Below are 22,386 nucleotides of genomic sequence, written 5' to 3'. Positions count from 1 at the left end.
CATGCGCCGAGGGATCGACCCGGCGGATGCGGAAGTCTGTAAAGGCCGCGTAAAGGAGCGGCAGCTCAGGGATGCCAACCTGGCTTTAGGGCATCGCGCCGGGCTCTGCACGCGGGAGTGAGCCGGTGAAGCGCTCGTTCGGCTTAAAGAGGTAGCCGGGGTTGGCACTCACCAGTTTGTGGTCTTTGAGCACGAATTCTGGCAGGACCATGTTGCTGTTCGGATCAAAGACCTTTCTGCCGCTAAAGTCACCCCAGAGGAGGTATTGGTAGTTGTGGTTGTAGCCGTAGGCGTTGCCACTGGAGGGGGCCTCTGGCAGGCGATCCGGGATTTTGCAGAAGCGCTCATTGACCACGACGAGCCGCGCCTTGTCCCAGGACTCGCCAGGGCGGCGCACATAGCCCCAGAAGTGCGTGTGATCGAGGTGGTAGCGCCGTGCCACCCAGTAATCTCCGCGGGGCTCCGCCGCGATCTCTGCGCGGCGTGCGATCTCGGCTTGGGAATTCCCACCGCCGCCTGAGGTGGCACAGGAGGCCAGTAGGGCCGTGAGGAGGAGCAAAAGAAGTCGTTTCAGCATGGTGTGCTGACTCTGCCGAAGGCCGCGCCCGCCTGCAAGTGCCGGGTCACGCCAAATACCGCTTACGCTCCGCTCTTGCAGGCGGGCAAAGACGGCCTAGATGCCCATTCGCCATGAAATCCTTCCGCCTGAAACGCCTCTTCAATGCCAAATCCAATCGCTGCTTCGATGTGGCGGTCGATCACGGTTTTTTTAATCAAGCTGGTTTCCTCCAGGGCATCGAGGACATGCGGCAGGTGGTGAAGACGCTGGTTGAGGCCGCGCCAGATGCGATCCAGCTCACGCTGGGCATGGCACGGCATCTCCAGGAGATACCAGGCCGTGAGAAGCCCAGCCTCGTGCTCCGCACCGATGTGGCGAACATCTATGGCAAGACGCTGCCGGAGAATCGCCGCTTTAGCCTCATGCTGGAGGACTGCATGCTCCAAGCCGTGCGCTACGACGCCGCCTGCGTGTGCGTGAATCTTTTCCAGATCCCTGGCGCACCCGAGGTGCACGCCGAGTGCGTGGAAAACATCCTCAAACTCAAGCCCCAGGCCGACTACTACGGCATGCCGATGATGGTCGAGCCGCTCGTCTTCCAGCCGAATGAAAAAGCCGGTGGCTACATGGTCAATGGGGATGAGACAGCCATCACCTACCTCGTCCGGCAGGCCGTGGAGCTGGGGGCAGACATCATCAAAGCAGACCCGACCGACGATGTGAGCCGCTACCACAAGGTCATCGAGGCTGCCTCTGGCATCCCGGTGCTGGTCCGCGGCGGTGGCCGTGTCAGTGACCGCGAGATCCTGGAGCGCACGCAGGGTCTGCTCCAGCAAGGAGCCGCCGGCATCGTCTATGGGCGGAATGTCATCCAGCATCCGAATCCGAAGGGCATCACTCGTGCCCTCATGGCCATGGTGCATGAAGGAGCCAGCGTCGAGGAGGCGCTGCGGCTCATCGCCTAGGGTGTGGCGAGAAAGAAGGCAGCCGCGTTTTTAGTGCGGAAGTGCTCAGTGCTCAGTAAATTGGTCTAGCTGACTGAGCACTCAGAACTGAGCACTCAGCACTTTTTAAAGGCATGAAGTGAACAAAATGCCAAGTGGCTCACCCACACATCACGCGTGGGCGTTGGTCCAATCAATCGCGGCGCGGCAGATTTCCCAGAAGGAGCCGGTTTCTAGGCTGGCTCCGCCGACGAGGGCACCGTCCACGTCTGGCTGGGCGATGAGCTCGGCCATGTTGTTTGGCTTCACGCTGCCGCCGTATTGAATGCGGATTTTCACGGCCACATCGGCGCCGAACATGTCACTGAGCACCTTGCGGCAGAAAGCGTGTGCGTCCTGTGCCTGCTGGGCACTGGCGGTGCGGCCGGTGCCGATGGCCCACACGGGCTCATAGGCGATCACCACATCCATGATGCGGCGGGGGCCGACTTCGGCCAGGGACTCGCGCAGTTGGCTTTCCAGCACTTGCTCGATCTTGCCGGCATCGCGTTCTTCGAGTGTCTCACCGATGCAAAGGATGGGGTGCAGGCGTGCTTCGAGAGCGGCGAGCACCTTCGCATTCACGATGGCGTTTGTCTCACCGTAGAGGCTGCGGCGCTCGCTGTGGCCGAGGATGACGTGCTTGCAGCCGCATTCCTTGATCATGCGGGCATTGGTCTCGCCGGTGAAGGCACCAGCGGGCTGGGCGCTCATGTTTTGAGCTGCCAGCTCCACGCTTTGCTCGCGGGCATTGACCAGCGCATTGTGGGAGCGCTCCAGGCTCACAAAGGGTGGTGCCACGACGATCTGCACCGGGCACTTATCCGGCACCAGGCGGGCGAAGGCGCGGAGGAAGTCATCGGACTCCTGCGGAGTCATGTGCATTTTCCAGTTGGCGGCGATGATGGGCTTGCGGAAGTGAGCGATGGGCATGGTTTTGAAAGGACGAATGTTGGAATGACGAATGACGAATTACTTGTCCTTCAGGCAGGCGACGCCGGGGAGGATTTTGCCTTCGAGGAGTTCGAGGGAGGCACCGCCGCCGGTGGAGATGAAGGTCATCTTATCGCCCAGCTTGGCTTTTTTGACGGCTTTCACGCTGTCGCCGCCACCGATGATGTTTTTGGCACTGGAATTGGCCGCCATGGCCTCTGCGATGTCGAAGGTGCCTTTGGAGGCTTCTTTGATCTCGAACACGCCCATCGGGCCGTTCCAGATGACGGTCTTCGCTTTGGAAATTTCTTCGCTGAAGAGCTTCACGCTCTCAGGGCCGATATCGACGCCTTCCCAGCCGTCTGGGATGCTTTCGCCCGCGCCGGTGAATTTGATGTTGCCGAACTTCTTCGCGTCGAAATCGAAGGCGTCGGTGATCATCGCGTCCACGGGGATGAGGATCTTCACGCCACGCTCCTTGGCCTTGTCCAGAGCGGCCTGGGCGATGGGTTCCCACTCGGGTTTGTAGAGGCTTTTGCCGATGGAGATGCCCTGCACCAGCTTGCGGAAGGTGTAGGCCATGCCGCCGCCGATGATGATCGTGTTGGCCTTTTCGAGCAGGCGATTGATGACGCCGATTTTGTCGCTGACCTTTGCTCCGCCGAGGATGACGACAAAGGGGCGATCTGGGTTCTCCAGCTCGTCATTGAGCCAAGTGAGCTCTTTTTCCATCAACAGGCCGGAAACTGCGGGGAGGTAGTCTGCGATGCCCGCTGTGGAGCTATGCGCACGGTGGGCGGAGCCGAAGGCGTCATTCACAAAGACCTCCGCCAGCTCGGCCATGCCCTTCGCGAGCGTGGCATCGTTTTGCTCCTCGCCCGCGTGGAAGCGGGTGTTTTCCAGCAAAAGCACGTCGCCATTGCCCAGAGCGAGGGCTTTGGATTTGGCCTCATCACCGATGCAGTCACTGGCAAAAGCCACCGGCTTGCCAATCAGGGCGCTGAGAGCCGGTGCGACTGGAGCGAGAGACTGCTTCGGATCACGCTGGCCCTTCGGGCGGCCCAAATGGCTCGCTAGGATGATACGGGCACCTTTTTCGATGAGGAACTGGATGGTCGGCAGGGTCTCCTGGATGCGGGTGGCATCGGTGATGACCATCTGGCCGTCTTTCTCCTCCAGAGGCACATTGAAGTCCACACGTACAAAGACGCGTTTTCCGGCGAGGTCGAGATCACGAATAGTCTGCTTGGGCATGGTTTTTTGGGGCAAAGGGGGTGCTATCCATCGCGACTTTAGCCACCTTGGCAAGGGCGCAATCTGGCCACGGGAGGCGGCCCGCACACTCACACGGCGTGCAAGCCTCCTACGCAGGGGCGCGTTTGGTTAGCCATGCGCATAAAGCATGCCTTTTGACCGATGAAATACTTCCTCCTCCTCACCGCCACCGTCTTTTTCTCTCAAACCGCCCTCGCGGAGCCCGCAAAGGTCCGCCTCTGGCCAGACGGTGCCCCTGGGGCGAAGGGGCAGGAGGATAAGGATCAGCCCTTCATCTATGTCTGGCCCGCCGCGAAGGAGCAGGCCAATGGCGCGGCCTTTGTCGTCTGCCCTGGCGGCGGCTACGGGGGCCTCGCGGCAGATCATGAGGGCACCCAGGTGGCGCGGTGGTTCAATGGCATCGGCGTCTCCGCCTTTGTGCTGCATTACCGCCTGGGCAGCCAGGGCTACCACTTCCCCACGCAGCTCATCGACGTGCAGCGGGCCATCCGCCATGTGCGGGCGAATGCGCAGACCTATGGCATCGATCCCCAGCGCATCGGCATCATCGGCTTCAGCGCCGGTGGGCACCTCACCTCCATGGCCGCGACCATGTTCGATGAAAAACCCGCCGGCATGACGAATGACGCGGTCGATCAAGTCAGTGCCCGGCCAGACGTCGCCGCGCCCACTTACCCCGTCATCTCCATGATCCAGGACTATGGCCACAAAGGATCACGCAAAAACCTCCTCGGCCCAGGTGACACGGACGACCTCGCACGGCATGTCAGCACCGAGACGCGAGTGACGGCCAGCACGCCGCCCATTTTCATCTTTCACACCGATGAAGACACCGTGGTGCCAGCGGAGAATCCCGTGGCGCTCTACCTCGCCTGCCGGAAGCACAAAGTGCCCGCCGAGCTGCACATTTACCAGCCAGGGCCGCACGGCGTCGGTCTTTACCTCGGTGATCCCGTGCTGGGGAGCTGGAGTGGGCATCTGCGTGATTGGCTGCGCAATCAGGGCTTCCTCAAGCCCGCGAAGCGCAGCGCCGTGAATGGCAAACTCAACATCAACGGCAAGCCGGTGAGCTGGGGCAGCATCATCTTCACCCCCCAGGATGCCAATCAGCCCGTAGCCTGTGCCCGCGTGATGCATGGGAATTTCAAACTCGATGAAAAAAGCGGTCCCGTGGTCGGAAAAGTCACTCTGAAGGTCAGTTACAGCGCCGCAGACGTCCCCGATCTGGAGACACCCGATGGTACCGTCACCACCACCGAGCAAAAACCCGGCTCCGGCACCTGGAATCTCGAAATCGGCGAAAACGCCAAAAACCTCGTGCTCGACGTGCAGCGCTGAAAAAGCCACACCGGGGGCTTCCAAGAATGTCGCCTCCGTTCCACCGCCCTGACCGCCCAAAAGACCCCCCCCCCCCCCCCGCCGCAGAAGGGCCCAGCCTCCGCTGCGCAGCAATTTCTCCACCACGGCGGTAATCTGCTGCTCCACCGTCTCCGTGTAGGGAGCACGGTGGCCGTATTCATACATGCCAGAGCTGCCCTCGTAGCCGCCTTCCCTCAGCACCCGCAGGCTGGGGACGTAGCTGAGCAGGTCGTTGTTGTAACCACTTACCCAGGTCGTGTTCCAGCCCTGCGCGGCTTTGAACTTCAGCGAGTAATCCACCACCGTCTCGCCCGTGAGTGCGATGAAAGTCAGCTCCGGCCCGAAGCGCCACACCTGCACCGGATAACGCACCCGATCTGGCAGAGCCCCCAGTGCCTCATATTGGCGGATGAAGTGCTCGAACTCACGCTTTGGCATGCCGGTGAGGTTTGGCACGCGTTGCTTCAGCTCCTCAAGCGGTAGGCCGGGTTGTAAAAAGAGCTCCGTCTCGCTCATCGCCGTCTTCAGCGGGCCTGTGAGCGGTTTCATCGGCGCTGCGAGCACTTGATTCACTGCTTCGGCCAAAATGTGGCCGTACATGCCCGTGAGCGATGTCGCCTCTGCATCACGTCCACGGATGCGTGGCAGCGGATTGGCATCCCCACCGCAATTTTGCACAAACATCGCCACACAGCCTGGATGCGCCTTTTCGAGCTCGATTTGGGCAAAACCGGCGTAGTCGCCATTGATGCTCAGACCTCCCAGCGCGGTCGTGTGGCATGAATAGCCGAAAAGCACGGCCCGCAGCGCATCACCGCTCTTTACAGCGATCACGGGCACATCCTGATCGACCTGCCCACCGAGCGCACGACTCTCCGGCCCACGCGAGCGTCGTCTGTTCACCGCCACGCCGGCCAGTCCCTGCTCGAAGCTCAACTCCGCCGGTGCTAGCGCCGCGATGGCGGCACCGATGACTTCATCATACTTCGCATACACCTGCGCCGTGTAGCGGTCCTTCACCGCAGCCTCCGCAGCCGTGAATTCGTAATACAACCACAGCACATCCTCCGTCACCGGGCAGGAGTGATTGTGTGAGGAATTGAGGATCAGGCGCTCACGCGGGATGCCGTGCTTTTCCGCCGCATTTTTGGCGATCACAGCGATCATTTTATCACTCAGGCCTACCAAATCCGCCGTCACGATCACCGCTATCGGCCCTGCATCCTCTCGCAAAGCCAGCGCCTTCAGCCAGATGGCATGCTCCACCCGTTGCGACATGCGTGTCTTCCCACCATAGCCTGCCAGGGGCACGGATTCGCCCGGTGTGATGTCTGCCCGTGCGGCTCCTGCCTGCCATGCCGCCTGGGCAAAACTCCCACCGAACAAAAGCGCCAGAATCAGGTTTTTCATGCCCGGCTATACGCCCACGTCAGGCACGATCTTCAGCTCAGTGCAACTCACCCTTCGACTTCGCCTCCTCAGCAGGCGGTGCCTCAGGCTCCTGACGCACCTCCATCTCCACCCAGCCATCTCCTTCACGCTCGATACGCAGGCTATTGATGATCATCACGATGGCTAGGCCGATGCAGGCCGTCGTGGCCTCTAGGATGAAAGGGGATGTCACAAAGACGAAAATGTAGCTCGCGCCCTCCAGCACCACTTGGCGCAGTTCCTCATTGATCACGCATGCGACGCCGATCAGCGCCAGGAAGCCCAGCGACCATAATACGGGCGGCAACCAGCCGCGATTCGATGGCGAAGAAGAAGGCATCACGCGTTCACAGGCCCTCGCGTGGATTGAGTTCGATGAGGCCGTTTTTTGTCGGTGGTGCGATCACGATGGGATCGACCGGGATCGCAGGCTGCACCTGCACAGGCTCCGCGGGCAGCACCTTGTCCACGGGAGCTATAGCGGGAGGTGCCTCAGCAGCCACGCTAGTCTCCTGGGCGGCGGTGGTGGTCTGCTCGATCGTCTGCACGACGGGCTCATCCTTCTTTAAAGTGGCGACATATTGACCGTACAGACCTGCCAGAGCCACGAGGAAGAGAAAAATCCCGATTCCCGCTGGCACGGGCGACTTGATCGTCTGCACACTGCTGCTGCTGACGGGCTCAGAGAGCCGCACAGAGGGCTTTTTGCGCTCTGCGAGCCATGGGCCGAGGGAATCCGTGAGATAGCGGTAATCCTGCGGTCCGCCCAACATCGCTGGTGGCAACTCATGGAGCACCTCAGAGGCATCCACATCGAGGTAATCACTGTACAGCTTCAAAAACGACCGTGCATACGTCATGCTGCCGAATGCGGCGATGTTATCTGTTTCCAGATGATGCAGACGCTGTGCTGGCACACGCGTTTCGTGAGCGGCGTCGGCCAAAGAGAGCCCGCGTGCTTCGCGGGCGGCCTTCATGCGCTGTCCGAGGGTGAGATGCATCGTTTCTGGCTGGTGACGGGCCGATACTGACATCTCATCAAACGGATGCGATGAGTTTTTTATAAATTTGTCACCAAAATGGGCCAGGTAGCCGCATCACCACCCACTTGCCCCTTTGACCTAGGCGTCACTCCCGCCTACCTCCCGCGCCCCGCTTCCCCCACATGCTCTCCGTTTCCAACGTCAGTAAAACCTACGCCGGCCGTACTCTCTTCAGCCAGGTGTCTTTTCACATCAACCGTGGCGAAAAAATCGGCCTCATCGGTCCCAATGGGGCGGGGAAATCCACCCTGTTCTCCCTCCTCCTCCAAGACGCCGTGCCAGATGATGGCCGTGTCATGATGGAGCGGGGCATCACCTTCGGCTTCCTGCCGCAGGAGAGTGCACCCATTGATGACGTCACCGTCCTGGAACTCGCCACCGGCCATCTCGATGAAAATCACCGCTGGGAGGTCGAGCCGAAGGCCAAACGCATCCTCAGCGGCCTCGCCTTCCGCGAGTCGGACTTCGAGCGCAATGCCCGCACCCTCAGCGGCGGCTGGGTGATGCGTGCCCATCTGGCCCGTTTGCTCGTGCAGGAGCCAGATCTGCTCCTACTCGATGAGCCGACGAACCACCTCGATCTCGAGTCGCTCATTTGGTTCCAAGATTACCTCCAGGGCTATCCCGGAGCCATTTTGATGATCTCGCACGACCGCGAGTTCCTCAACACCCTCTGCGACAGCATCCTCGAGATCGCCCATAGCAAAATCACCCGCTACACCGGCAATTACGACGACTACCTGCGTGAAAAAGCCGCCCGCATGGAGCAGATGCAGGGAGCCTACGACAACCAGCAGCGCGAGCTGGCCAAAATGCAGGCTTGGGTGGATAAATTCAAAGCGAAGGCCAACTTCGCCTCCCGTGCGCAGGACAAGGCCAAGATGATCGACCGCATCGAAAAGATCGAAGCCCCCGTCGCCGATGCCAAAACGGTCAAATTTCGCTTCCCCCAGCCTCCACGCAGCGGCCTGCGGGTCATTCGCATGACCGGCATCGACTTCGCCTATGGCGAAACACCGGTCTATACCGGCCTCGATCTCGAAATCGAGCGCGGACAGCGCACCGTGCTCGTCGGCCCCAATGGCGCGGGCAAATCCACGCTGCTAAAGCTCCTCGCGGGTGCTTTGACCCAGCAGGCCGGGAACCGGGAACTCGGTCACAACGTCAAGCTCGGCTACTTCGCCCAATATCGCGGGGATGTGCTCAACATGCGCCACACCGTGCTGCAATCCGCCATGGATCTGCCTAGCCGCCCCGGTGAAAACCTCTGCCGCACCCTCCTCGGCTCCTTCCTGTTTCACGGTGATGATGTTTTCAAACCTGTCGGCGTCCTCAGCGGTGGTGAAAAAAGCCGCCTCGTGCTCGTGCGCCTGCTGCTCGATCCACCGAACTTCCTCCTCATGGATGAGCCGACGACGCATCTCGACATGGGCAGCATCGATGCCCTCATCAGCGCCCTGGATCAATACGAGGGCACCCTCGTCTTCATCAGCCATGACGTGCACTTCATCCGCCAGATGGCGAAAAACGTCCTGCATGTGAGTGCGGGCGTCATCACGCCCTACGCAGGTGATTATCAATACTACCTGGATAAATCGAAGGCGGGTAGCGCTCGTGAGGCCCTCACCGCCACGCTGCACAATGCCCAGCCTGTCGCCTACACCGCATCCACCGTCCGCGAGCCGCCCAAATCCAAAGAGCAAAAGCGCCTCGAAGCCGAAGCCCGCAACGCCCGCAGCAAAGCGAAAAAAGACGCCGAGCAACGTGTCAGCAAAATAGAGGCCGAACTCGCCACTCTCGACAAACGCAAACATGAAATCGTCGAACTCCTCCAAGACGAAGCGACGTATGCCGACGCTGTGAAATTCCGTGCCCTGAGTGCCGAGTTGGAGGCCGTGGAACCGAAAGTCGCCAAACTCACGACCGAGTGGGAGAAAGCGGCGGAGGAAGTCGAAAAACTGGCCGCAGTGTGATGGTGGACTGAGGCTGCAAAAATGGAGCACGAGTAAAAAACAACCCCGCACGGCTGTGAAAGCACGCACGGGGTCTGGAACCTGACTTTCAGGTTTTGGGGGGATTTTACGCGGCCATGGCTGCCATCTCGGCGCTGCCGGATTTTAGACGGCTGCGGAACTCTGTGGGGCTCTCGCTGGTGATGCGGCGGAAGCTGCGATTGAAGTGCGAGAGGCTCTGGAAGCCCACGTCATAGGCCACTTCTGTGATGCGGCTAGCAGGGCGCATGAGCATGCGGCGGGCTTTTTCCACGCGGGCGTGATTGACGAAATCGGTGAAGGTGAGGCCGGTAGCCTTCTTGAAGAGCTTGCAGAAGTGGAAGGGGCTCACATTCACCGCGCGGGCGACGGCTTCGAGGCTGAGGCTTTCGGCCAGATGGGCGTGGATGAAGGTTTTGGCATTCCGCACAGCCTCTGGCTCATGCGTGGTCTGTGCAAAGAGCATGCGGTGGGCGTTTTCACCGAGCTGGGCGGCAAAGGAGACGAGGACTGTCTTTGCAGCCTCGTAGCGAGCGACGTCGAGTGCGGGGTGGCTGTCAAAGTGGGCTTTTGCAGCGCGGATGTCGGCAGCGCTGCTGTCTTTGGAGAGCATGTCACGAGCCACGTCGTGGAAGGCGGCGTCTCCGGGTGGGATCAGGCGTGTCGCGCCAGTCTGCATGAAGGCGATCGCGTTTTTCCCGATTTTGACCGGCACGCGGGTGACGGTGAGGCCACCAGTGCGGAGGGTGATGGGATCGAGCACGTCATGTTCGCTTTCTTGGGCGGCGACGAGGCTCAGATCAAGGCCTGTCAGTGCGAGGAAGGAATCCTGATGGAGGCGGAAAATGGGGCTTTCGGCAAGGTTTTGGATGAAGCGAGCTTTACTGGCTGGAGTGGCGGTATTGGTGTTGGTATTCATAGGCGTCAGGTGTGTTGATCTTGACGCTTGGAGACTAGGTTGCGCGGCATCATGCAGCTATTGTCTGCGGCTACGGCATTTCGCATGAGGGATGACCGTAGTGGCGGCCTAGTGGATACCAGTAGTGCTCCCTTCAGCGGTAGAGCGTGTGTGGCGGTGGCTGGGGCTACTTTTTGCCTTCGACCCACTGCACCGCGTAGCGCACGAGTGCGGCTCCGTCGGTGATGCCCAGCTTTTCTTTGATGTGAGCGCGGTGGGCCTCCACGGTGCGTGCGCTGATGCCGAGGCGCTGTGCGATGATCTTGGTGGCGGTGCCGGTGCCGATGAGCTCGAGGATCTCGAGCTCGCGGTCGGTGAGCGTGTCGGTGCCAGCGCTGCCGCCTTTGCCTTTTGCCCCGCTGATCTGGCCGAGCATGCGTGCTGCCATGGCATCACTGATGTAGATGCCACCAGAGAGGATTTTCCGCACCGCGCTGACGAGGTGGTCTGCGGCGGCTTCTTTCATGATGTAGCCGCGTGCCCCGGCCCGCAGTGAGCGCTCACCATAGAGAGACTCGTCATGCATGGAGAGGACGAGGCAAAGGGTGGTGGGGAACTGCGCCTGGATGTCTTTGAGCAGCTCGAGGCCGCTTTTATCCGGCAGGGTGAGGTCGATGATGGCCACATCGGGCCTGAGAGTGCCGACGGCTTCGAGTCCTTCGCGTGCGGAGCCTGCTTCGCCGCAGATTTCGAGGCCTTCCTCCATGCGTAGGAGCTGCGCTAGGCCATGGCGCATGATGGGGTGGTCGTCGATGAGCAGGAGTCGTTTCACTCGGGAGAGGGTGCTGGAGGATGAGTGAGCGGGAAGCGGCAGCGGACGAGCGTGCCACCTGTGGGACCAGCTTCAATCTCTAAATCACCACCGATCATGCGTGCGCGGTGCGTCATGGTGAGCAGGCCCATGCCGGTGCGTTTGCCACTGATGTTATCTGGGATGCCGAGGCCGTTATCTTTGATGCTGAGTGCCAGAGTACCGCCGCTGGCAGAAAGGGTGATCTCGATGCGGGTGGCGTGGCTGTGCTTGATCGCATTGGCCAGGGCCTCCTGGGCGATGCGGAAGATCTGCACAGCAGCTTTGCTGTCGGTGACCTCCACAGGTGTGTCACAGCGGTAGGGGCAGGGGATGCGAAAGATGCGCTCCGTGCTCTGTGCCAGATCCGCGAGTGCAGCCATGAGCCCGCCGGAGTCTAGCACCACAGGCATCAGCCCGCGTGACATCTCCCGCGCACGCACATTCGCCTGGGTGACGAGCCGCCCGATCTCATCCACGCCCACGGCTTCATGACGCTGATCATGGGAGAGCTTGCGATGCACCACCTTGGCGAGGCAGCCGATGGCGGCGAGTTGTTGGCAGAGGTCATCATGGATGTCCTGACCGATGCGGTTCTGCTCCTCTTCGCTGATGGAGAGGATTTTGTCCTCCAAGGCCTTGCGATCTGAGAGGTCGCGGATGATGCCGGTGAAGACTCGCTTCCCGCCAGGCAGCATCACCTCGCCGACAGAGAGGTCGATGGGGAAAATGCTGCCGTCTTTCCGCTGGGCCACAGCCTCGCGGCCGATACCGATGATTTTTTTCACTCCGGTGCGCAGGTAATTCTGCACATAGCTATCGTGGTGATCACGATAGGGCTGCGGCATGAGCATGGAGATATTTTGGCCGATCATCTCCTCCTTCGTATAGCCGAAGAGCCTCTCCGCAGCGCTGTTTACCGTCTCGAGGATGCACTCGGCGCTCATGGTGATGATGGCGTTCACTGCCGTCTCCACGATGGCCCGGCTACGTAATTCTGAGGCGACTAGCGCCTGCTGCGCTGTGCGTAGGTCTGTGATGTCACGCCCGATGCACAGCAGCCGCGGCCCATCGCCATCCGTGCCACGCAGGGCGGAAAAATGCCACTCCACATAGCGCAGAGTACCGTCATCGGTCAGGAGCGGCAGCTCATGCCTGCGGCTCTCATTTTGCTGCGCCTGCACCGTGCTACAAAGCTGGCGTGACGTGGCTCGCAGGTGCTCTGGCACGAGCAGAGAAGTCCACTCCTGACCACGCAGCTCCAATAGGCTGTGCCCGGTGGCTTTTTCCACTGCGCGGCTAGCCCAGATGATGTTCCCGTGTGGATCGAGTTCCATGACGAGCATGCCAGCGTGGTCGGCTAGGCTCTGGAAAAGGACGTGATCGGGACTGGGCATGGCGTGTGGGGAATGATCTACACTGGTGCTGTGCAGCCCAGTGGAGATGCGTCCATGCTTCCTGCCGCTGCCTGTGCTGTCAAGACGGCCATCACTGCGCAAATGACGCTTGCCGGATGCGGGTATGTGGCGTGCAGCGATCATAAGGCTGGCGCTGCTGTCGCGAGCATGGGCGAATCAGGGTGAGTACGAGCAGCATCCACACGCATCCTGCTCTGGCGGAAAGTCAGCGCTACGATGCCCAGTGTGGCGACAGAGCTCAGTGGCATCAAGACAGCGGCTGCCAGCGGGCTGAGGTGGCCCATCAGGCCTGCTACGGCGGTGATGAGATTGTAGCTCAGTGAAAAGGTGAACACACGCCGCGTCGCACTCCGGTGTACCCTAGCGATGCGCAGCAGACCGCTCACAAAAGTCAGGCTACTGCCGATGAAGAAGAAGTCCGCTTTTTGCTCCAAGAAGCTGCGCCCCGTCACCGGACTGCCTGCGGCGAGTGCTGCGTCAAAAGCGAGGCTGTCATTCGCCCCATCGCCGATGAAGAGCGCATCATGGCGTGTGTGCTCGCTGATCCAGGTGGCTTTTTGCTCCGGGGTGAGTGCGCAGGCCCAGTGCTCTCGGCCCAGACCTAGCTGGGCAGCGATTGCGGCCACCTTCGCCTCGCGATCACCACTCAGGATGGCGACACCGAGGCCGCGCTGCTGGAGGTGCCGCACCTCGTCGATCGACTCGGCCCGCAAGGCATCACGGAAGCGGAAGGCGGCCAATTCTTTGCCATCACAAGTCAGCACGGCATCTGCTGCGCCATCCTGGCTGCGTTTCAGTGCCCAGACATGGCCGCTGGTGGTATCGGTGAACTCCAGGCCCTGCCCCACGACCTCCTGGACATCCTGGCCCGCGATTTCGAGCCCTGGGCCGATGGCATCAAACAAGCTGCGACTGACGGGATGCAGATTCCCACGCACGAGAGTGCGCAGGGCGGTTTTTTCATCCGCGCTCATCTTTTGGAGTGCGGCAGGATTCTCCAAAGCTGGGTTCTCCAGTGTGAGCGTGCCCGTTTTATCGAAAATGACGTGCTTGGTCCGCATCAGCCGCTTCCACAGCGCTAGGGAGCGCACAAAGACGCCCAACCGCTCCGCCCGCGATGAGGCCAGCTCCTCTGCCAGCGGCACCGCCACACCCAGGGCGCATGGGCAGCTCACGACAAAGATGGAAATCATCACACTGAGTGACTGCGTCACACCAGCACCACTCAGAGCCCACCAGATGGCACCACAGATGCCCACCACCACCACAGCGGCCAGATACCAGCGCAGCAGACGCTCCAGGCCCGTATCACGCTGATCCACACCACGCCGGGCATGCAGGAGGCGCTTCAGCGTTGAGGACTCCCAGGTCTCCAGCGCCTCCAGATCGAGCATGTCGGCACCGATATTCAGTGCGCCAGAGGGCAGTAGCTGCCCCTCATCACGCTGGAGGGAGTCGCTCTCACCATTCATCCACTCCATGCTCACGCTGGCACGGTCACTGAGCAGCTTCGCCGCGACGGGCACGGTCTGCATGCTTTTCACGCGGAAGTGCATGCCGGGTTGCAGCGCAGAGAGCGGCAGGTTTTCCTCACCATCGATCAAGCGGACAGTTTCTGGGATGGAAGTGTCACGCATGAGCTTGCGGCGATTTCTCTCCACCGCCGCGTGCTGCGCCCAGCGCCCCACCAGCATCAAAAAGATGAACATGGCCACAAAGTCGAAGTACTTCAGTCCCCGCACGCCAGCCACCCAGCCGCCCATGGACCCGATCCATGCTGCGATGATCCCCAGCGCGATCGGCGTGTCGATATGCAGCACGCCCATGCGCAGGCTACTCCACGCCCGCTCGATGAAGTACGAGCCACCCACTAGCAGCGCCAGCGTGGCGGAAACAGCCGCGATCATGTCAAACCAGCCCGCAAAGGCAAAATCCTCGGGCATGCCAAAATAAGCCGGGACGCTAAAAGCCATCGCATTCATCGCAAAGGCACCACACACGCCCATTCGCCGCTCCAGGCCACTCGCGGCTGGTTTTTCGCCCATTTGGGTCTGCGGAGGCCCGACGAGGTAACCGAAGTGCTGTAGCTGTTTGGCGAAGGCAACGGCATCGAACACCCCTGGCAGCATTTTGAGCCGGATTTCACCGCGCAGCACATCCACGTCGATCTGCGCGGCACCCTCCATGCGGGAGAAAATCTTCTCCATGAGCCACACGCAGCCCACGCAGGTCATGCCCTGCACGGCGAGCGTGAAGTCCGCCGGATTCGCCTGCACGATCTGCTCTAGCCAGGTGTAGTCTCGCTCACGCAGCGCCTGGGCGGGCACCGGAGGCAGGTTTTTATCACCCCGCAGGTCATAGAACCGGTCTAGGCCCTCATCATGCAGCATGCGGTACACGAAATCGCACCCGCCGCAGCAAAAGGCGTCGTGGCGCGATGCTGGGACCGGAGTCCCGCAGTGTAAGCAGATATCAGGCATGTGTGAAGAAGTGCTTCGAGTATCCCGATTTCACCTCCCCCATGCTCTGCGCTCCTTGGCATAGAGGAGGCGGGAATTGCCGCGTCAGCCTTCATCACGCAGGCTCAGCATGAGGAGATCAAAGGGCAAAATGCCGTCCGCAGTCTTCACAAAGTTGTCCGGCTTGGCATCCAATACGAGCAGCGCCTTCACCTCATTGAACCAGCCGAAAAACGATCCCGGAATGTGCTCAAAACCCAGTTCGTTCATGAGAGTGGCGATTTCCTGCTCGGTCGGATGTGGGCGCTCTGGATCATCAGCGATCAACCAGCGCTGGGAGATGACGATGGATGCACCACCAGGCACGATGCCGGGCAACTGACTCACTTTGTCCGAGACGATGACGCCTTCCAAGATCACATCGTCATCAAAGATGTGATTGTGCATGGCAAAGCGTCGCAGGTAGTCGAGCGGTGTGGCGGAGGCGGGCTTCCAGCAGCCGTCCTGCCAGCAGGGCACCATGCCAAAGGTTCCTGTCCAGGTGCGCTTCAACACGCGGTGGTCAGAGTCGCGAAAACGCACCTCGTGCTCGCCTGTTTCATCGCTGACCAAGGGCAAGGCTTCAAACTCAGACTCTGCGATCAGGCACTTGGCTGATTTTGCCCATTTGATGAGGCGCTGAACCTGAACTTCCGCGAGGCTTCCGCCTGTGCCAGCACCTGCTGAAGCGAGGGCTTCGGCCGCTTCGCCAAAGCCCGACGTGTCGCGACGACCTTCGGATGGGGTGTGAGGTGGGAAATGCTCATGCCACCGAGGTTCGGCTTCGGGAGCCGATTTGTCAATCTGGGAGCCTCACATCGCCGCGTGGCAGCAACTGGGGATTTCCTCACTGCCGAAGTCCAGTGTGCCGCGTAGCCGCCAGGCGAGGATGATGGCAGCAGCGAGTGCGAGGCCGCGCTGCACACGCTGCATGGTGCCGGGTGGCCATTTCGCAGTGAGCCGGTGGAGCTGCGTCTGGGCGAGAGCGAGCAGGGGCAGCGTGCCCAGGCCAAAAGCGGCGGCGAATTCTGCCCCACGTGCGGCACTGCCATTGGCCAAAGCGAGGCCGAACATCATGTAAAGTGGCCCACAGGGCAGTAGTGGTGTGGCTAGGCCGAGCAACGCAGCGCGGGACATGCCAGGGAGCTTGTAGGCGGCGAGTTGCACCTTCCGCAGTGGTTTGGCCAGCAGCGCGGGCTTTGGCATCCAGCGATCCACGCCGATACCGATGGCGATAAAGACCAGCACGATCATCCACGGCAGCACCAGGCCAGCGCCGCGATGAAAAAAGCCCAGTGGCATGGCCCCCAGGCTGCCTGCTAGGGCACCGATGAGTGCATACGAGGTGAGCCGCGCTGCGTGATACGCCGCCGTGCTGCGCATGAAGCTGCCACCGCTACCAGACAGTGCCCAGGAGCAGGAAAGCGGCCCACACATGCCGACGCAGTGCAGGCTGGTGACGAGTCCGGCCATGAAGGCCGCTGCGCTGGTATCAATGACTTGCATGGGCAGGTGGCACCGCCAGCGGCACTCGCTGCGGCGCATTTTGGAAAGCGATGATGAAGAAAAAAGTCCAGCCCGTCAGAAACAGGCCGAAGAGCAGCGCCACGAGCAGCCAGGGCTTATTGGAGATAATCTTTGGGATTGAGGGGAGCATTGTTTTGGAGGCGTGGATCGGGTCCGAGCAGCTCGATCCCGCGTGTGAGCACGAAGTCGTTCGTTTCCGTATCAGTGATGCGGGCTTTGAAGAGGATGCCATCGCGGAAGGACTTCACCGGCACGGAGATGATGAGCGTGCGCTGGTTTTCCTGCATGGGCTGGAGTGTGATGACCTGCTCATTGCCGCTGACCTGCGTGTCTGTGGGCAACTGGCCATCCAGCGTGATGCGGAAGCTACCTTCACGGTTGCGCTTGTTGATGACGCGGATGGTGAACTGGTTCCTCACCACGCCATCCTGCACGAAGTAAGAGGCCCCCTGCATGCGCACGAGGCTGGCACCCATCGGGGAAAGTGAGCGTGAGGCCACGATGAAGGCCGCGACTCCTGCCAACAACATGAAGGTATAAAACAGCGTGCGCGGGCGGATGAGGCGTGTTTTCCCGCCATGCAGGCCGGTGTGTGAGTCGTAGCGCACCAATCCCGTGGGCCGGTGCAGCTTGGTCATGATCTCATCGCAGGCATCCACACACGCGGCACAGCCGATGCACTCGAGCTGGAGCCCATTGCGGATGTCGATGCCGGTGGGGCACACTTGCACGCAGCGGCGGCAGTCCACACAGGAGCCAGCGCTTTCCCCTTTGCCGCGTGGCTCCCCACGCTGCTTATCGTAGCCGATGACCACGCTGTGATCGTCCGTGAGCGCGGACTGGAGCCTGCCATAAGGGCATAAAATCACGCAGAACTGCTCCCGGAACCAACTGAAGCTAAAATACAGCGCACCTGTCAGGAACAGCACCACTCCAAAGGCCACTAGATGCTCCTGCGGTGGCCCACTCATCATTTCATACAGCCCATGCAGAGAGACGAAGTAGCTCAGTGCCACATGCGCGATGAGTGCAGAGACGGCGAGGTAGATGCCGTGCTTGAGCACACGTTTGGTGATTTTTGCGCGGGTCCACGGTGCTGCATCCAGCGCACGCCGTGCAGTCGCATCTCCGTCGATCAGCCGCTCGATGCGGCGGTACACGTTTTCCAAGAACACCGTGTAAGGGCAGGTCCATCCGCACCAGAGCCGCCCAAAGAGCGCCGTGAGGTAAAAAAGCGAGAAAGCCAGCCCCGTGACGACAAAGAAGCCGATCCACAGATCCTGCGTAGCAAAGGTGATGCCGAAAAAGTGAAACCGCCGCTCCATCACATCGAGAAACACGGCCGGGTAGCCATTGATGGGAATCCACGGCAGCGCGACGTAAACCAAGAGCATCACCAGCGCGGCCAGCCTACGCCAGCGTGTGAAAGGGCCGCGAACATCCGCTGGATGCAGGGACTTCTTTGATCCGTCTGCGTGGATGCTGGAGAGAGACTCGAGCGTGGGTGTGTTGGGCTTCATTGAGCAGTGCTAACATGGCGCAGAATGCCCCTAGAGCTTTCCCCTCTTTGCGGATGGGTGAGTGATTTTTGCGGCGGAGCTTACTTTTTCTGCGATTCCAGCACAAAGATGAGCTGCCCATCACGCCATTTCGGGCCACCGATGAAGAGGGGGCTCTGTGGGTGCAGGACGGCATCCGTTTTGACCAGCACTTGCTGCTCGCGCCAGACTTGGAGGTGCAGATTCATGCCGCCATCAGCCGCTGGGCCTTTGGAGTCGATTTTGAGGAACAAATCACGCGTGGGCACCACCCAGGATTCATATTCGCGGAGCACATCCTGCAGGTGCTGCCCCAGGATCTCGTAGTGCTGGTAGGGGAAGACTTTGGCGAGGCGCTTGGTGAGGTCTTTTTGGCCTTCGGGGGCTTTTTCGGCGCTGCCGGTGAGCTTGGAGGCATCATTCACAGCGAAAATGAGCGCTCCCCAGACTTTGCCGTCGGTGGCCGGTTTTTTGGCCGGGAGCGGTGCTGGCTGCTGCGCGGCTCCGAAGGATGAAAACAGCATCAAACCTGCCGAAAGCAGCACGCGGCACGCCGAGCGCCGCTGGGGGCGGCGACAGTTTTTTGCGGCATTGAGTGCGGTGGCTTCGTTCGGCATGCGGAATCGTGTTTTCGTTATTTGAGCACCTGGGGTTGGCCTTTGGCATCGGTGGCCATGACGAGCAGTACGCTGCCTTTTTCGTCAAAAAACGTGGTGGTGGCCACTTCGGCGTCGGATTCCGCGTGGTGGACTTTGAAGCCAGTGATCTTGTGGTCGGCGGGCATGGGCTCTAGGCCTCCGAGCATGATGACGGTGGCGCGGGCTTCTTCGGAGTGGAAGACCTCGGCGCTGATGGTCGGATTCGGCGTGTAGGAGCTCAGAATGGCTGTGGTGCCGCCTCGGGAGCCCATTTGCATCCAGGCAAAGCCGGCCACGACTAGCGCCGCTGCCGCTGCGGTGGCGAACCAGGGCATGCGTAGCCAGCTAAGCCAGCCGCCGGCAGCGCTACGGCTCTCTGCGCGGCGGTTTTGCTCCCGCTGCTCGTCGATTTCCATTTGGGCGATGCGGACTTGGATCTGGGAATTGAAAAAGTCCGCATGAGGCATGGGCAGCTCGGCGGGCAGATGCGCCTTCAGCGTGGCGCTGAGGCGGCGCATGGATTCTGCCTCCGCAGCGAGCTGCGGATCGTTTTGGAGCGCGGCTTCGAAAGCGGCGTTCTCGTTGGGACTCATTTCGCCGTCTAGCCAGCGAATGAGGTCGTGGTTTTCGTCAGACGGGGTTTTCATAAGTGTCTTTGAGCATTTCCTGGAGTTTCTTGCGTGCGTAAAAAAGGCGGGACATCACGGTGCCCAGTGAGCAGGGCACCATCTGCGCGATCTCTTCGTAGGAGAGCCCCTCCACCTCACGCAGGACGACGACTTGGCGGTGATCTGGGGAGAGGCGGCTGATGGCATCCTGGATGCGGCGGCCTAGCTCCTCACGCTTCATGGCGCGGTCGGGTGCATCGAATCCCTGCGGTGCAGTGCGTGCGCCGGGCATGGCGCGGTGCTCGGTGTGCTCGTCATCGAATTCGCCTGCGCTTTCGATCTTCTTTTTGCGCAGCCAGTCGTAGGTGACGTTGTGGGCGATGCGGTAGATCCAGGTGTAGAAGGCCGCGTCCAGCTTGAAGTTCGGCAAGGCACGCCATGCCTTGATGAAGGCCTCTTGGGAGAGGTCCCATGCTTCAGTTTCATTCTGTACGAGGTGGTAGGTCATGGCGTAGATGCGCCCGCGGTAGCGTGTGACCAGCAGGTCAAACGCGCGTGTGTCGCCCGCTTGGCTACGTTTGACCAGATCCACGTCGGTGGGTTCGACGGGCTCGGTCGCGGCAGCGGCTGCGGACATGTTTCAGTGGTATTGGCGGGTTTCTGACGCGGGGGCCGGGCTCTTTATTCGAGTGAAAAATCAGGGAATTTTCAGAGTCTGTCCGGGGCGGATGAGATCGCTCGTGAGGCCGTTGGCGGCCTTGATCTTGGCCACGCTGGTCTTTTTCTTCAAAGCGATGCCGTAGAGGGTGTCTCCCTTGCCCACAGTGACTTTGGAGCCGCTGCTGGATTTGGGTTTGGCCTTGGACTTCGATTTGGAGGCGGTGGTTTTCGGTTTGGACTTGGGTTTTGAGCTGCTGCTGCTCGTGGTGCTGCGCTTGGGCGTGCTGTAGGAGGTGGAGGCGACGGTTTTCTTCGGCGCATCAAAGGAATACGGATTCGCGGGTGGCTCTGGTGCGGAGGCGGGTGGTGGCGGTGTCTCGTAATTCGGCATGGTCACATCCGCCGGGCCGCTGGAGCCAGGGTAGGGGTTGTAATGGCCGTCGTTGAAGTTCGAGGCGTAGGGGTCGCTCACATTCGCTGCGGGATCGTTGGTCGATTTGCAGGCGGCTAGGCAGAGGGATGCGGCGAGGGCGAAAAGAAAGGGCGTTTTCGTCATACAGAGGTCGCCATGATGCGGTCAGCGGTGGGGATGGTCAAGGCTAGGGAATGTTTTAAAACGGAGAGAAATTAGCCCGCATTTTTCGCGCAATGACTCGGAAAGTGCCCAGTCCTCAGTGCTCAGTGGGGAGTTTTATGAGGCAAAAATGCAACTGAGCACTGAAAACTGAGCACTTGGCTCAGAGGGTCACAAAATCAGAAGGATGCGCTTCCATCCCGGAGTGTGAAAATGCGGGATTAGGCGGCTTACCGCCGCCGCTCTGCCACCACGGCCAGCAGGATCACAGCTCCGAGCACGATGTTTTGCGTATTGCTCTCTACATTGGTCAGATTCATGCCGTTCTGGATCACGGCGATGACGAAGGCACCCAGCAGCGTGCCCAGCATGGTGCCACGCCCACCACTGAGACTCGTCCCGCCGACGACGGCGGCGGCGATGGCGTAGAGCTCATACTTCGTGCCAAAGGTGCCGCTGCCGCTCTTGAGCTGCGAGGCCATGACCACGCCGCCCAGACCTGCGAGCAGGCCACAAAGCGTGTACGCCAGCACCGTCACTCGCTGCACCGGCACGCCGGAGATCATGGCCGCCTCCGCATTGCCGCCCACGGCATAAAGATGCCGCCCCAGGGCTGTCTGCGTCATCAGCACATGCGCTACCGCGTAGAGCAGCAGCATCAGTAGCACTGCATTCGGCACACCAGCCAGATCCGCGCCGCGTCCCAGCCAGATGAAGCTCTCTGGCACCTGATACACGCTCTGATTCTCCGCCAGGCGGAACGACAGGCCACTGCACACCAGCATCAGCGCCAGCGTGACGATGAAGGCTGGTAGCCGTAGCCGCGTGATGAGCACTCCATTCAACCAACCGCATGCGCCGCATACCGCCACCCCGCATGCGCCTGCCGCCAGCATGCCCACGGTGCCCGCGCTGGTGCCGCCGTAGGCATCACGGATCACCAGTGTCGTCACCACCGCGCTCAGGGCGATGAGACTGCCCACGCTCAGGTCGATCCCGCCTGCCACGATCACCATCGTCATGCCGATGGCCAAAATGGCGATCACCGCGATCTGGCTGGCGACATTGAGCAAATTCTCCGCAGTCAAAAACACCGGCCAGCGTGTGCTGCGTGGCTGGAGCACGCGTGCGTCCTTCATCGACGGGAAATCCGCGCCCAGATCGCTAAAGACCAGCCACCCCGCAGTCACATCCGTGCCGGCGATGTAGTCCAGCCCGCCGCCAGCCTCGGCGATGCGCCGCAGCGCGGCACGGGCATCACGCGGCTCGCCCTGCACGACGGCGAGCACGCTCGCGCCGCGATTTCTCAGCTCCGCCTCCGCTGCACTGGCAAAGGCGCTGTCCTCCGCCTGACCACCGCGCACAGCCACCAGCACGCGGGCACCTTTTTCCACCTGCGCAGCCACTTCACGACCGGCGGCCGCGCCACGCGGCATCACCTCCGTCAGTTCTCGGGCTCGATCAGGTAGTGCCAGATCCAGTTTCGGAAGTCCCAAGAGGCACGCACATAGCGCTTGCCTCCTTCGGGGATGGATTCGTGCCATTCGTGCGCTTGGTTTTTTTTCATAGATTGATGCGAGGCTAGCATGCGATAGTCACCCCG

At 60.9% G+C, this 22,386-nt stretch carries 21 protein-coding genes; 4 read left to right on the top strand and 17 right to left on the bottom strand.

Annotation, left to right across the window (positions count from 1 at the left end):
• Nucleotides 1-85: 85 nt before the first annotated feature.
• Entirely contained in the window at nucleotides 86-574 is a 489-nt protein-coding gene (locus tag IPK32_16590; protein MBK8093544.1) for a hypothetical protein, read from the bottom strand.
• A 116-nt stretch (nucleotides 575-690) separates the two neighbouring features.
• On the opposite strand from IPK32_16590, the gene IPK32_16585 reads away from it, so the two are divergent.
• On the top strand, nucleotides 691-1,524 hold the full coding sequence (locus IPK32_16585) for an aldolase (GenBank protein MBK8093543.1): 834 nt from the start codon (nucleotides 691-693) through the stop codon (nucleotides 1,522-1,524).
• Nucleotides 1,525-1,674: 150 nt separating this feature from the next.
• Here the strand turns inward: IPK32_16585 and IPK32_16580 are convergent, their stop codons facing one another.
• Together IPK32_16580 and IPK32_16575 are read right to left on the bottom strand one after the other, a co-directional pair.
• On the bottom strand, nucleotides 1,675-2,475 hold the full coding sequence (locus IPK32_16580) for a triose-phosphate isomerase (GenBank protein MBK8093542.1): 801 nt from the start codon (nucleotides 2,473-2,475) through the stop codon (nucleotides 1,675-1,677).
• Between the two features lie 39 nt (nucleotides 2,476-2,514).
• Nucleotides 2,515-3,729, bottom strand: coding sequence for a phosphoglycerate kinase (locus tag IPK32_16575; protein ID MBK8093541.1), 1,215 nt, complete (start codon nucleotides 3,727-3,729; stop codon nucleotides 2,515-2,517).
• A gap of 162 nt (nucleotides 3,730-3,891) precedes the next feature.
• Here IPK32_16575 and IPK32_16570 point away from each other — a divergent pair, with 162 nt between their 5' ends.
• Together IPK32_16570 and IPK32_16565 are read left to right on the top strand one after the other, a co-directional pair.
• Nucleotides 3,892-5,088 (top strand): alpha/beta hydrolase, encoded by a 1,197-nt coding sequence (locus tag IPK32_16570; protein MBK8093540.1) that lies wholly within the window; start codon nucleotides 3,892-3,894, stop codon nucleotides 5,086-5,088.
• Nucleotides 5,089-5,673: 585 nt separating this feature from the next.
• Nucleotides 5,674-5,892, top strand: coding sequence for a hypothetical protein (locus IPK32_16565; protein MBK8093539.1), 219 nt, complete (start codon nucleotides 5,674-5,676; stop codon nucleotides 5,890-5,892).
• A 664-nt stretch (nucleotides 5,893-6,556) separates the two neighbouring features.
• Here the strand turns inward: IPK32_16565 and IPK32_16560 are convergent.
• Together IPK32_16560 and IPK32_16555 are read right to left on the bottom strand one after the other, a co-directional pair.
• Nucleotides 6,557-6,880 carry a hypothetical protein gene (locus IPK32_16560; protein ID MBK8093538.1) on the bottom strand — a complete coding sequence of 108 codons (324 nt, stop codon included), beginning with the start codon at nucleotides 6,878-6,880 and terminating at the stop codon, nucleotides 6,557-6,559.
• A 7-nt stretch (nucleotides 6,881-6,887) separates the two neighbouring features.
• Complete coding sequence (locus IPK32_16555) at nucleotides 6,888-7,541, bottom strand: helix-turn-helix domain-containing protein (protein MBK8093537.1); 654 nt, start codon at nucleotides 7,539-7,541, stop codon at nucleotides 6,888-6,890.
• Between the two features lie 164 nt (nucleotides 7,542-7,705).
• Here IPK32_16555 and IPK32_16550 point away from each other — a divergent pair, with 164 nt between their 5' ends.
• Nucleotides 7,706-9,556, top strand: coding sequence for an ABC-F family ATP-binding cassette domain-containing protein (locus IPK32_16550; protein ID MBK8093536.1), 1,851 nt, complete (start codon nucleotides 7,706-7,708; stop codon nucleotides 9,554-9,556).
• 106 nt (nucleotides 9,557-9,662) lie between these two features.
• Here the strand turns inward: IPK32_16550 and IPK32_16545 are convergent, their stop codons facing one another.
• The 12 genes from IPK32_16545 to IPK32_16490 all read right to left on the bottom strand — a co-directional run bounded on the left by IPK32_16545 (nucleotide 9,663) and on the right by IPK32_16490 (nucleotide 22,327).
• Nucleotides 9,663-10,493, bottom strand: a complete 831-nt coding sequence (locus IPK32_16545) for a helix-turn-helix transcriptional regulator (protein MBK8093535.1) — start codon at nucleotides 10,491-10,493, stop codon at nucleotides 9,663-9,665.
• A gap of 166 nt (nucleotides 10,494-10,659) precedes the next feature.
• On the bottom strand, nucleotides 10,660-11,268 hold the full coding sequence (locus tag IPK32_16540; GenBank protein ID MBK8093534.1) for a response regulator transcription factor: 609 nt from the start codon (nucleotides 11,266-11,268) through the stop codon (nucleotides 10,660-10,662).
• Between the two features lie 32 nt (nucleotides 11,269-11,300).
• Nucleotides 11,301-12,863 (bottom strand): PAS domain S-box protein, encoded by a 1,563-nt coding sequence (locus IPK32_16535; protein MBK8093533.1) that lies wholly within the window; start codon nucleotides 12,861-12,863, stop codon nucleotides 11,301-11,303.
• Nucleotides 12,860-15,220, bottom strand: coding sequence for a heavy metal translocating P-type ATPase metal-binding domain-containing protein (locus IPK32_16530; protein MBK8093532.1), 2,361 nt, complete (start codon nucleotides 15,218-15,220; stop codon nucleotides 12,860-12,862). Before IPK32_16530 ends, IPK32_16535 begins: the two co-directional genes overlap by 4 nt.
• An 84-nt stretch (nucleotides 15,221-15,304) precedes the next feature.
• Nucleotides 15,305-16,042 (bottom strand): hypothetical protein, encoded by a 738-nt coding sequence (locus IPK32_16525; protein ID MBK8093531.1) that lies wholly within the window; start codon nucleotides 16,040-16,042, stop codon nucleotides 15,305-15,307.
• Nucleotides 16,043-16,051: 9 nt separating this feature from the next.
• Nucleotides 16,052-16,750 (bottom strand): sulfite exporter TauE/SafE family protein, encoded by a 699-nt coding sequence (locus IPK32_16520; GenBank protein ID MBK8093530.1) that lies wholly within the window; start codon nucleotides 16,748-16,750, stop codon nucleotides 16,052-16,054.
• A 110-nt stretch (nucleotides 16,751-16,860) separates the two neighbouring features.
• The gene (gene ccoG, locus IPK32_16515; GenBank protein ID MBK8093529.1) at nucleotides 16,861-18,285 is read right to left on the bottom strand and encodes a cytochrome c oxidase accessory protein CcoG; all 1,425 of its coding nucleotides are present in this window, start codon (nucleotides 18,283-18,285) and stop codon (nucleotides 16,861-16,863) included.
• An 80-nt stretch (nucleotides 18,286-18,365) separates the two neighbouring features.
• Nucleotides 18,366-18,920, bottom strand: a complete 555-nt coding sequence (locus IPK32_16510; protein MBK8093528.1) for a hypothetical protein — start codon at nucleotides 18,918-18,920, stop codon at nucleotides 18,366-18,368.
• Between the two features lie 17 nt (nucleotides 18,921-18,937).
• Complete coding sequence (locus tag IPK32_16505; protein MBK8093527.1) at nucleotides 18,938-19,588, bottom strand: hypothetical protein; 651 nt, start codon at nucleotides 19,586-19,588, stop codon at nucleotides 18,938-18,940.
• On the bottom strand, nucleotides 19,572-20,186 hold the full coding sequence (locus IPK32_16500; GenBank protein MBK8093526.1) for a sigma-70 family RNA polymerase sigma factor: 615 nt from the start codon (nucleotides 20,184-20,186) through the stop codon (nucleotides 19,572-19,574). Before IPK32_16500 ends, IPK32_16505 begins: the two co-directional genes overlap by 17 nt.
• A 60-nt stretch (nucleotides 20,187-20,246) precedes the next feature.
• Nucleotides 20,247-20,600, bottom strand: coding sequence for a LysM peptidoglycan-binding domain-containing protein (locus IPK32_16495; protein MBK8093525.1), 354 nt, complete (start codon nucleotides 20,598-20,600; stop codon nucleotides 20,247-20,249).
• Nucleotides 20,601-21,013: 413 nt separating this feature from the next.
• Nucleotides 21,014-22,327: an ABC transporter permease gene (locus IPK32_16490; GenBank protein ID MBK8093524.1), complete on the bottom strand. Its 1,314-nt coding sequence runs from the start codon at nucleotides 22,325-22,327 to the stop codon at nucleotides 21,014-21,016.
• Nucleotides 22,328-22,386 lie beyond the last annotated feature (59 nt).

Source organism: Verrucomicrobiaceae bacterium (genome assembly GCA_016713035.1).
GTDB lineage: Bacteria > Verrucomicrobiota > Verrucomicrobiia > Verrucomicrobiales > Verrucomicrobiaceae > Prosthecobacter.
The sequence above is the reverse complement of the archived record's forward strand: the minus strand, read 5'-3'. Positions and strand labels throughout refer to the sequence as shown.

Coding starts and splice junctions, on each gene's coding strand:
- IPK32_16510 (MBK8093528.1), bottom strand. CDS start 18,920: ATGCCGAACGAAGCCACCGCACTCAATGCCGCAAAAAACTGTCGCCGC.
- IPK32_16495 (MBK8093525.1), bottom strand. CDS start 20,600: ATGCCGAATTACGAGACACCGCCACCACCCGCCTCCGCACCAGAGCCA.
- IPK32_16580 (MBK8093542.1), bottom strand. CDS start 2,475: ATGCCCATCGCTCACTTCCGCAAGCCCATCATCGCCGCCAACTGGAAA.
- IPK32_16535 (MBK8093533.1), bottom strand. CDS start 12,863: ATGATCGCTGCACGCCACATACCCGCATCCGGCAAGCGTCATTTGCGC.
- ccoG (MBK8093529.1), bottom strand. CDS start 18,285: ATGAAGCCCAACACACCCACGCTCGAGTCTCTCTCCAGCATCCACGCA.
- IPK32_16560 (MBK8093538.1), bottom strand. CDS start 6,880: ATGCCTTCTTCTTCGCCATCGAATCGCGGCTGGTTGCCGCCCGTATTA.
- IPK32_16490 (MBK8093524.1), bottom strand. CDS start 22,327: ATGGCACGAATCCATCCCCGAAGGAGGCAAGCGCTATGTGCGTGCCTC.
- IPK32_16505 (MBK8093527.1), bottom strand. CDS start 19,588: ATGAAAACCCCGTCTGACGAAAACCACGACCTCATTCGCTGGCTAGAC.
- IPK32_16570 (MBK8093540.1), top strand. CDS start 3,892: ATGAAATACTTCCTCCTCCTCACCGCCACCGTCTTTTTCTCTCAAACC.
- IPK32_16530 (MBK8093532.1), bottom strand. CDS start 15,220: ATGCCTGATATCTGCTTACACTGCGGGACTCCGGTCCCAGCATCGCGC.
- IPK32_16500 (MBK8093526.1), bottom strand. CDS start 20,186: ATGTCCGCAGCCGCTGCCGCGACCGAGCCCGTCGAACCCACCGACGTG.
- IPK32_16540 (MBK8093534.1), bottom strand. CDS start 11,268: ATGCGCCATGGCCTAGCGCAGCTCCTACGCATGGAGGAAGGCCTCGAA.
- IPK32_16550 (MBK8093536.1), top strand. CDS start 7,706: ATGCTCTCCGTTTCCAACGTCAGTAAAACCTACGCCGGCCGTACTCTC.
- IPK32_16545 (MBK8093535.1), bottom strand. CDS start 10,493: ATGAATACCAACACCAATACCGCCACTCCAGCCAGTAAAGCTCGCTTC.
- IPK32_16575 (MBK8093541.1), bottom strand. CDS start 3,729: ATGCCCAAGCAGACTATTCGTGATCTCGACCTCGCCGGAAAACGCGTC.
- IPK32_16555 (MBK8093537.1), bottom strand. CDS start 7,541: ATGCATCTCACCCTCGGACAGCGCATGAAGGCCGCCCGCGAAGCACGC.
- IPK32_16585 (MBK8093543.1), top strand. CDS start 691: ATGAAATCCTTCCGCCTGAAACGCCTCTTCAATGCCAAATCCAATCGC.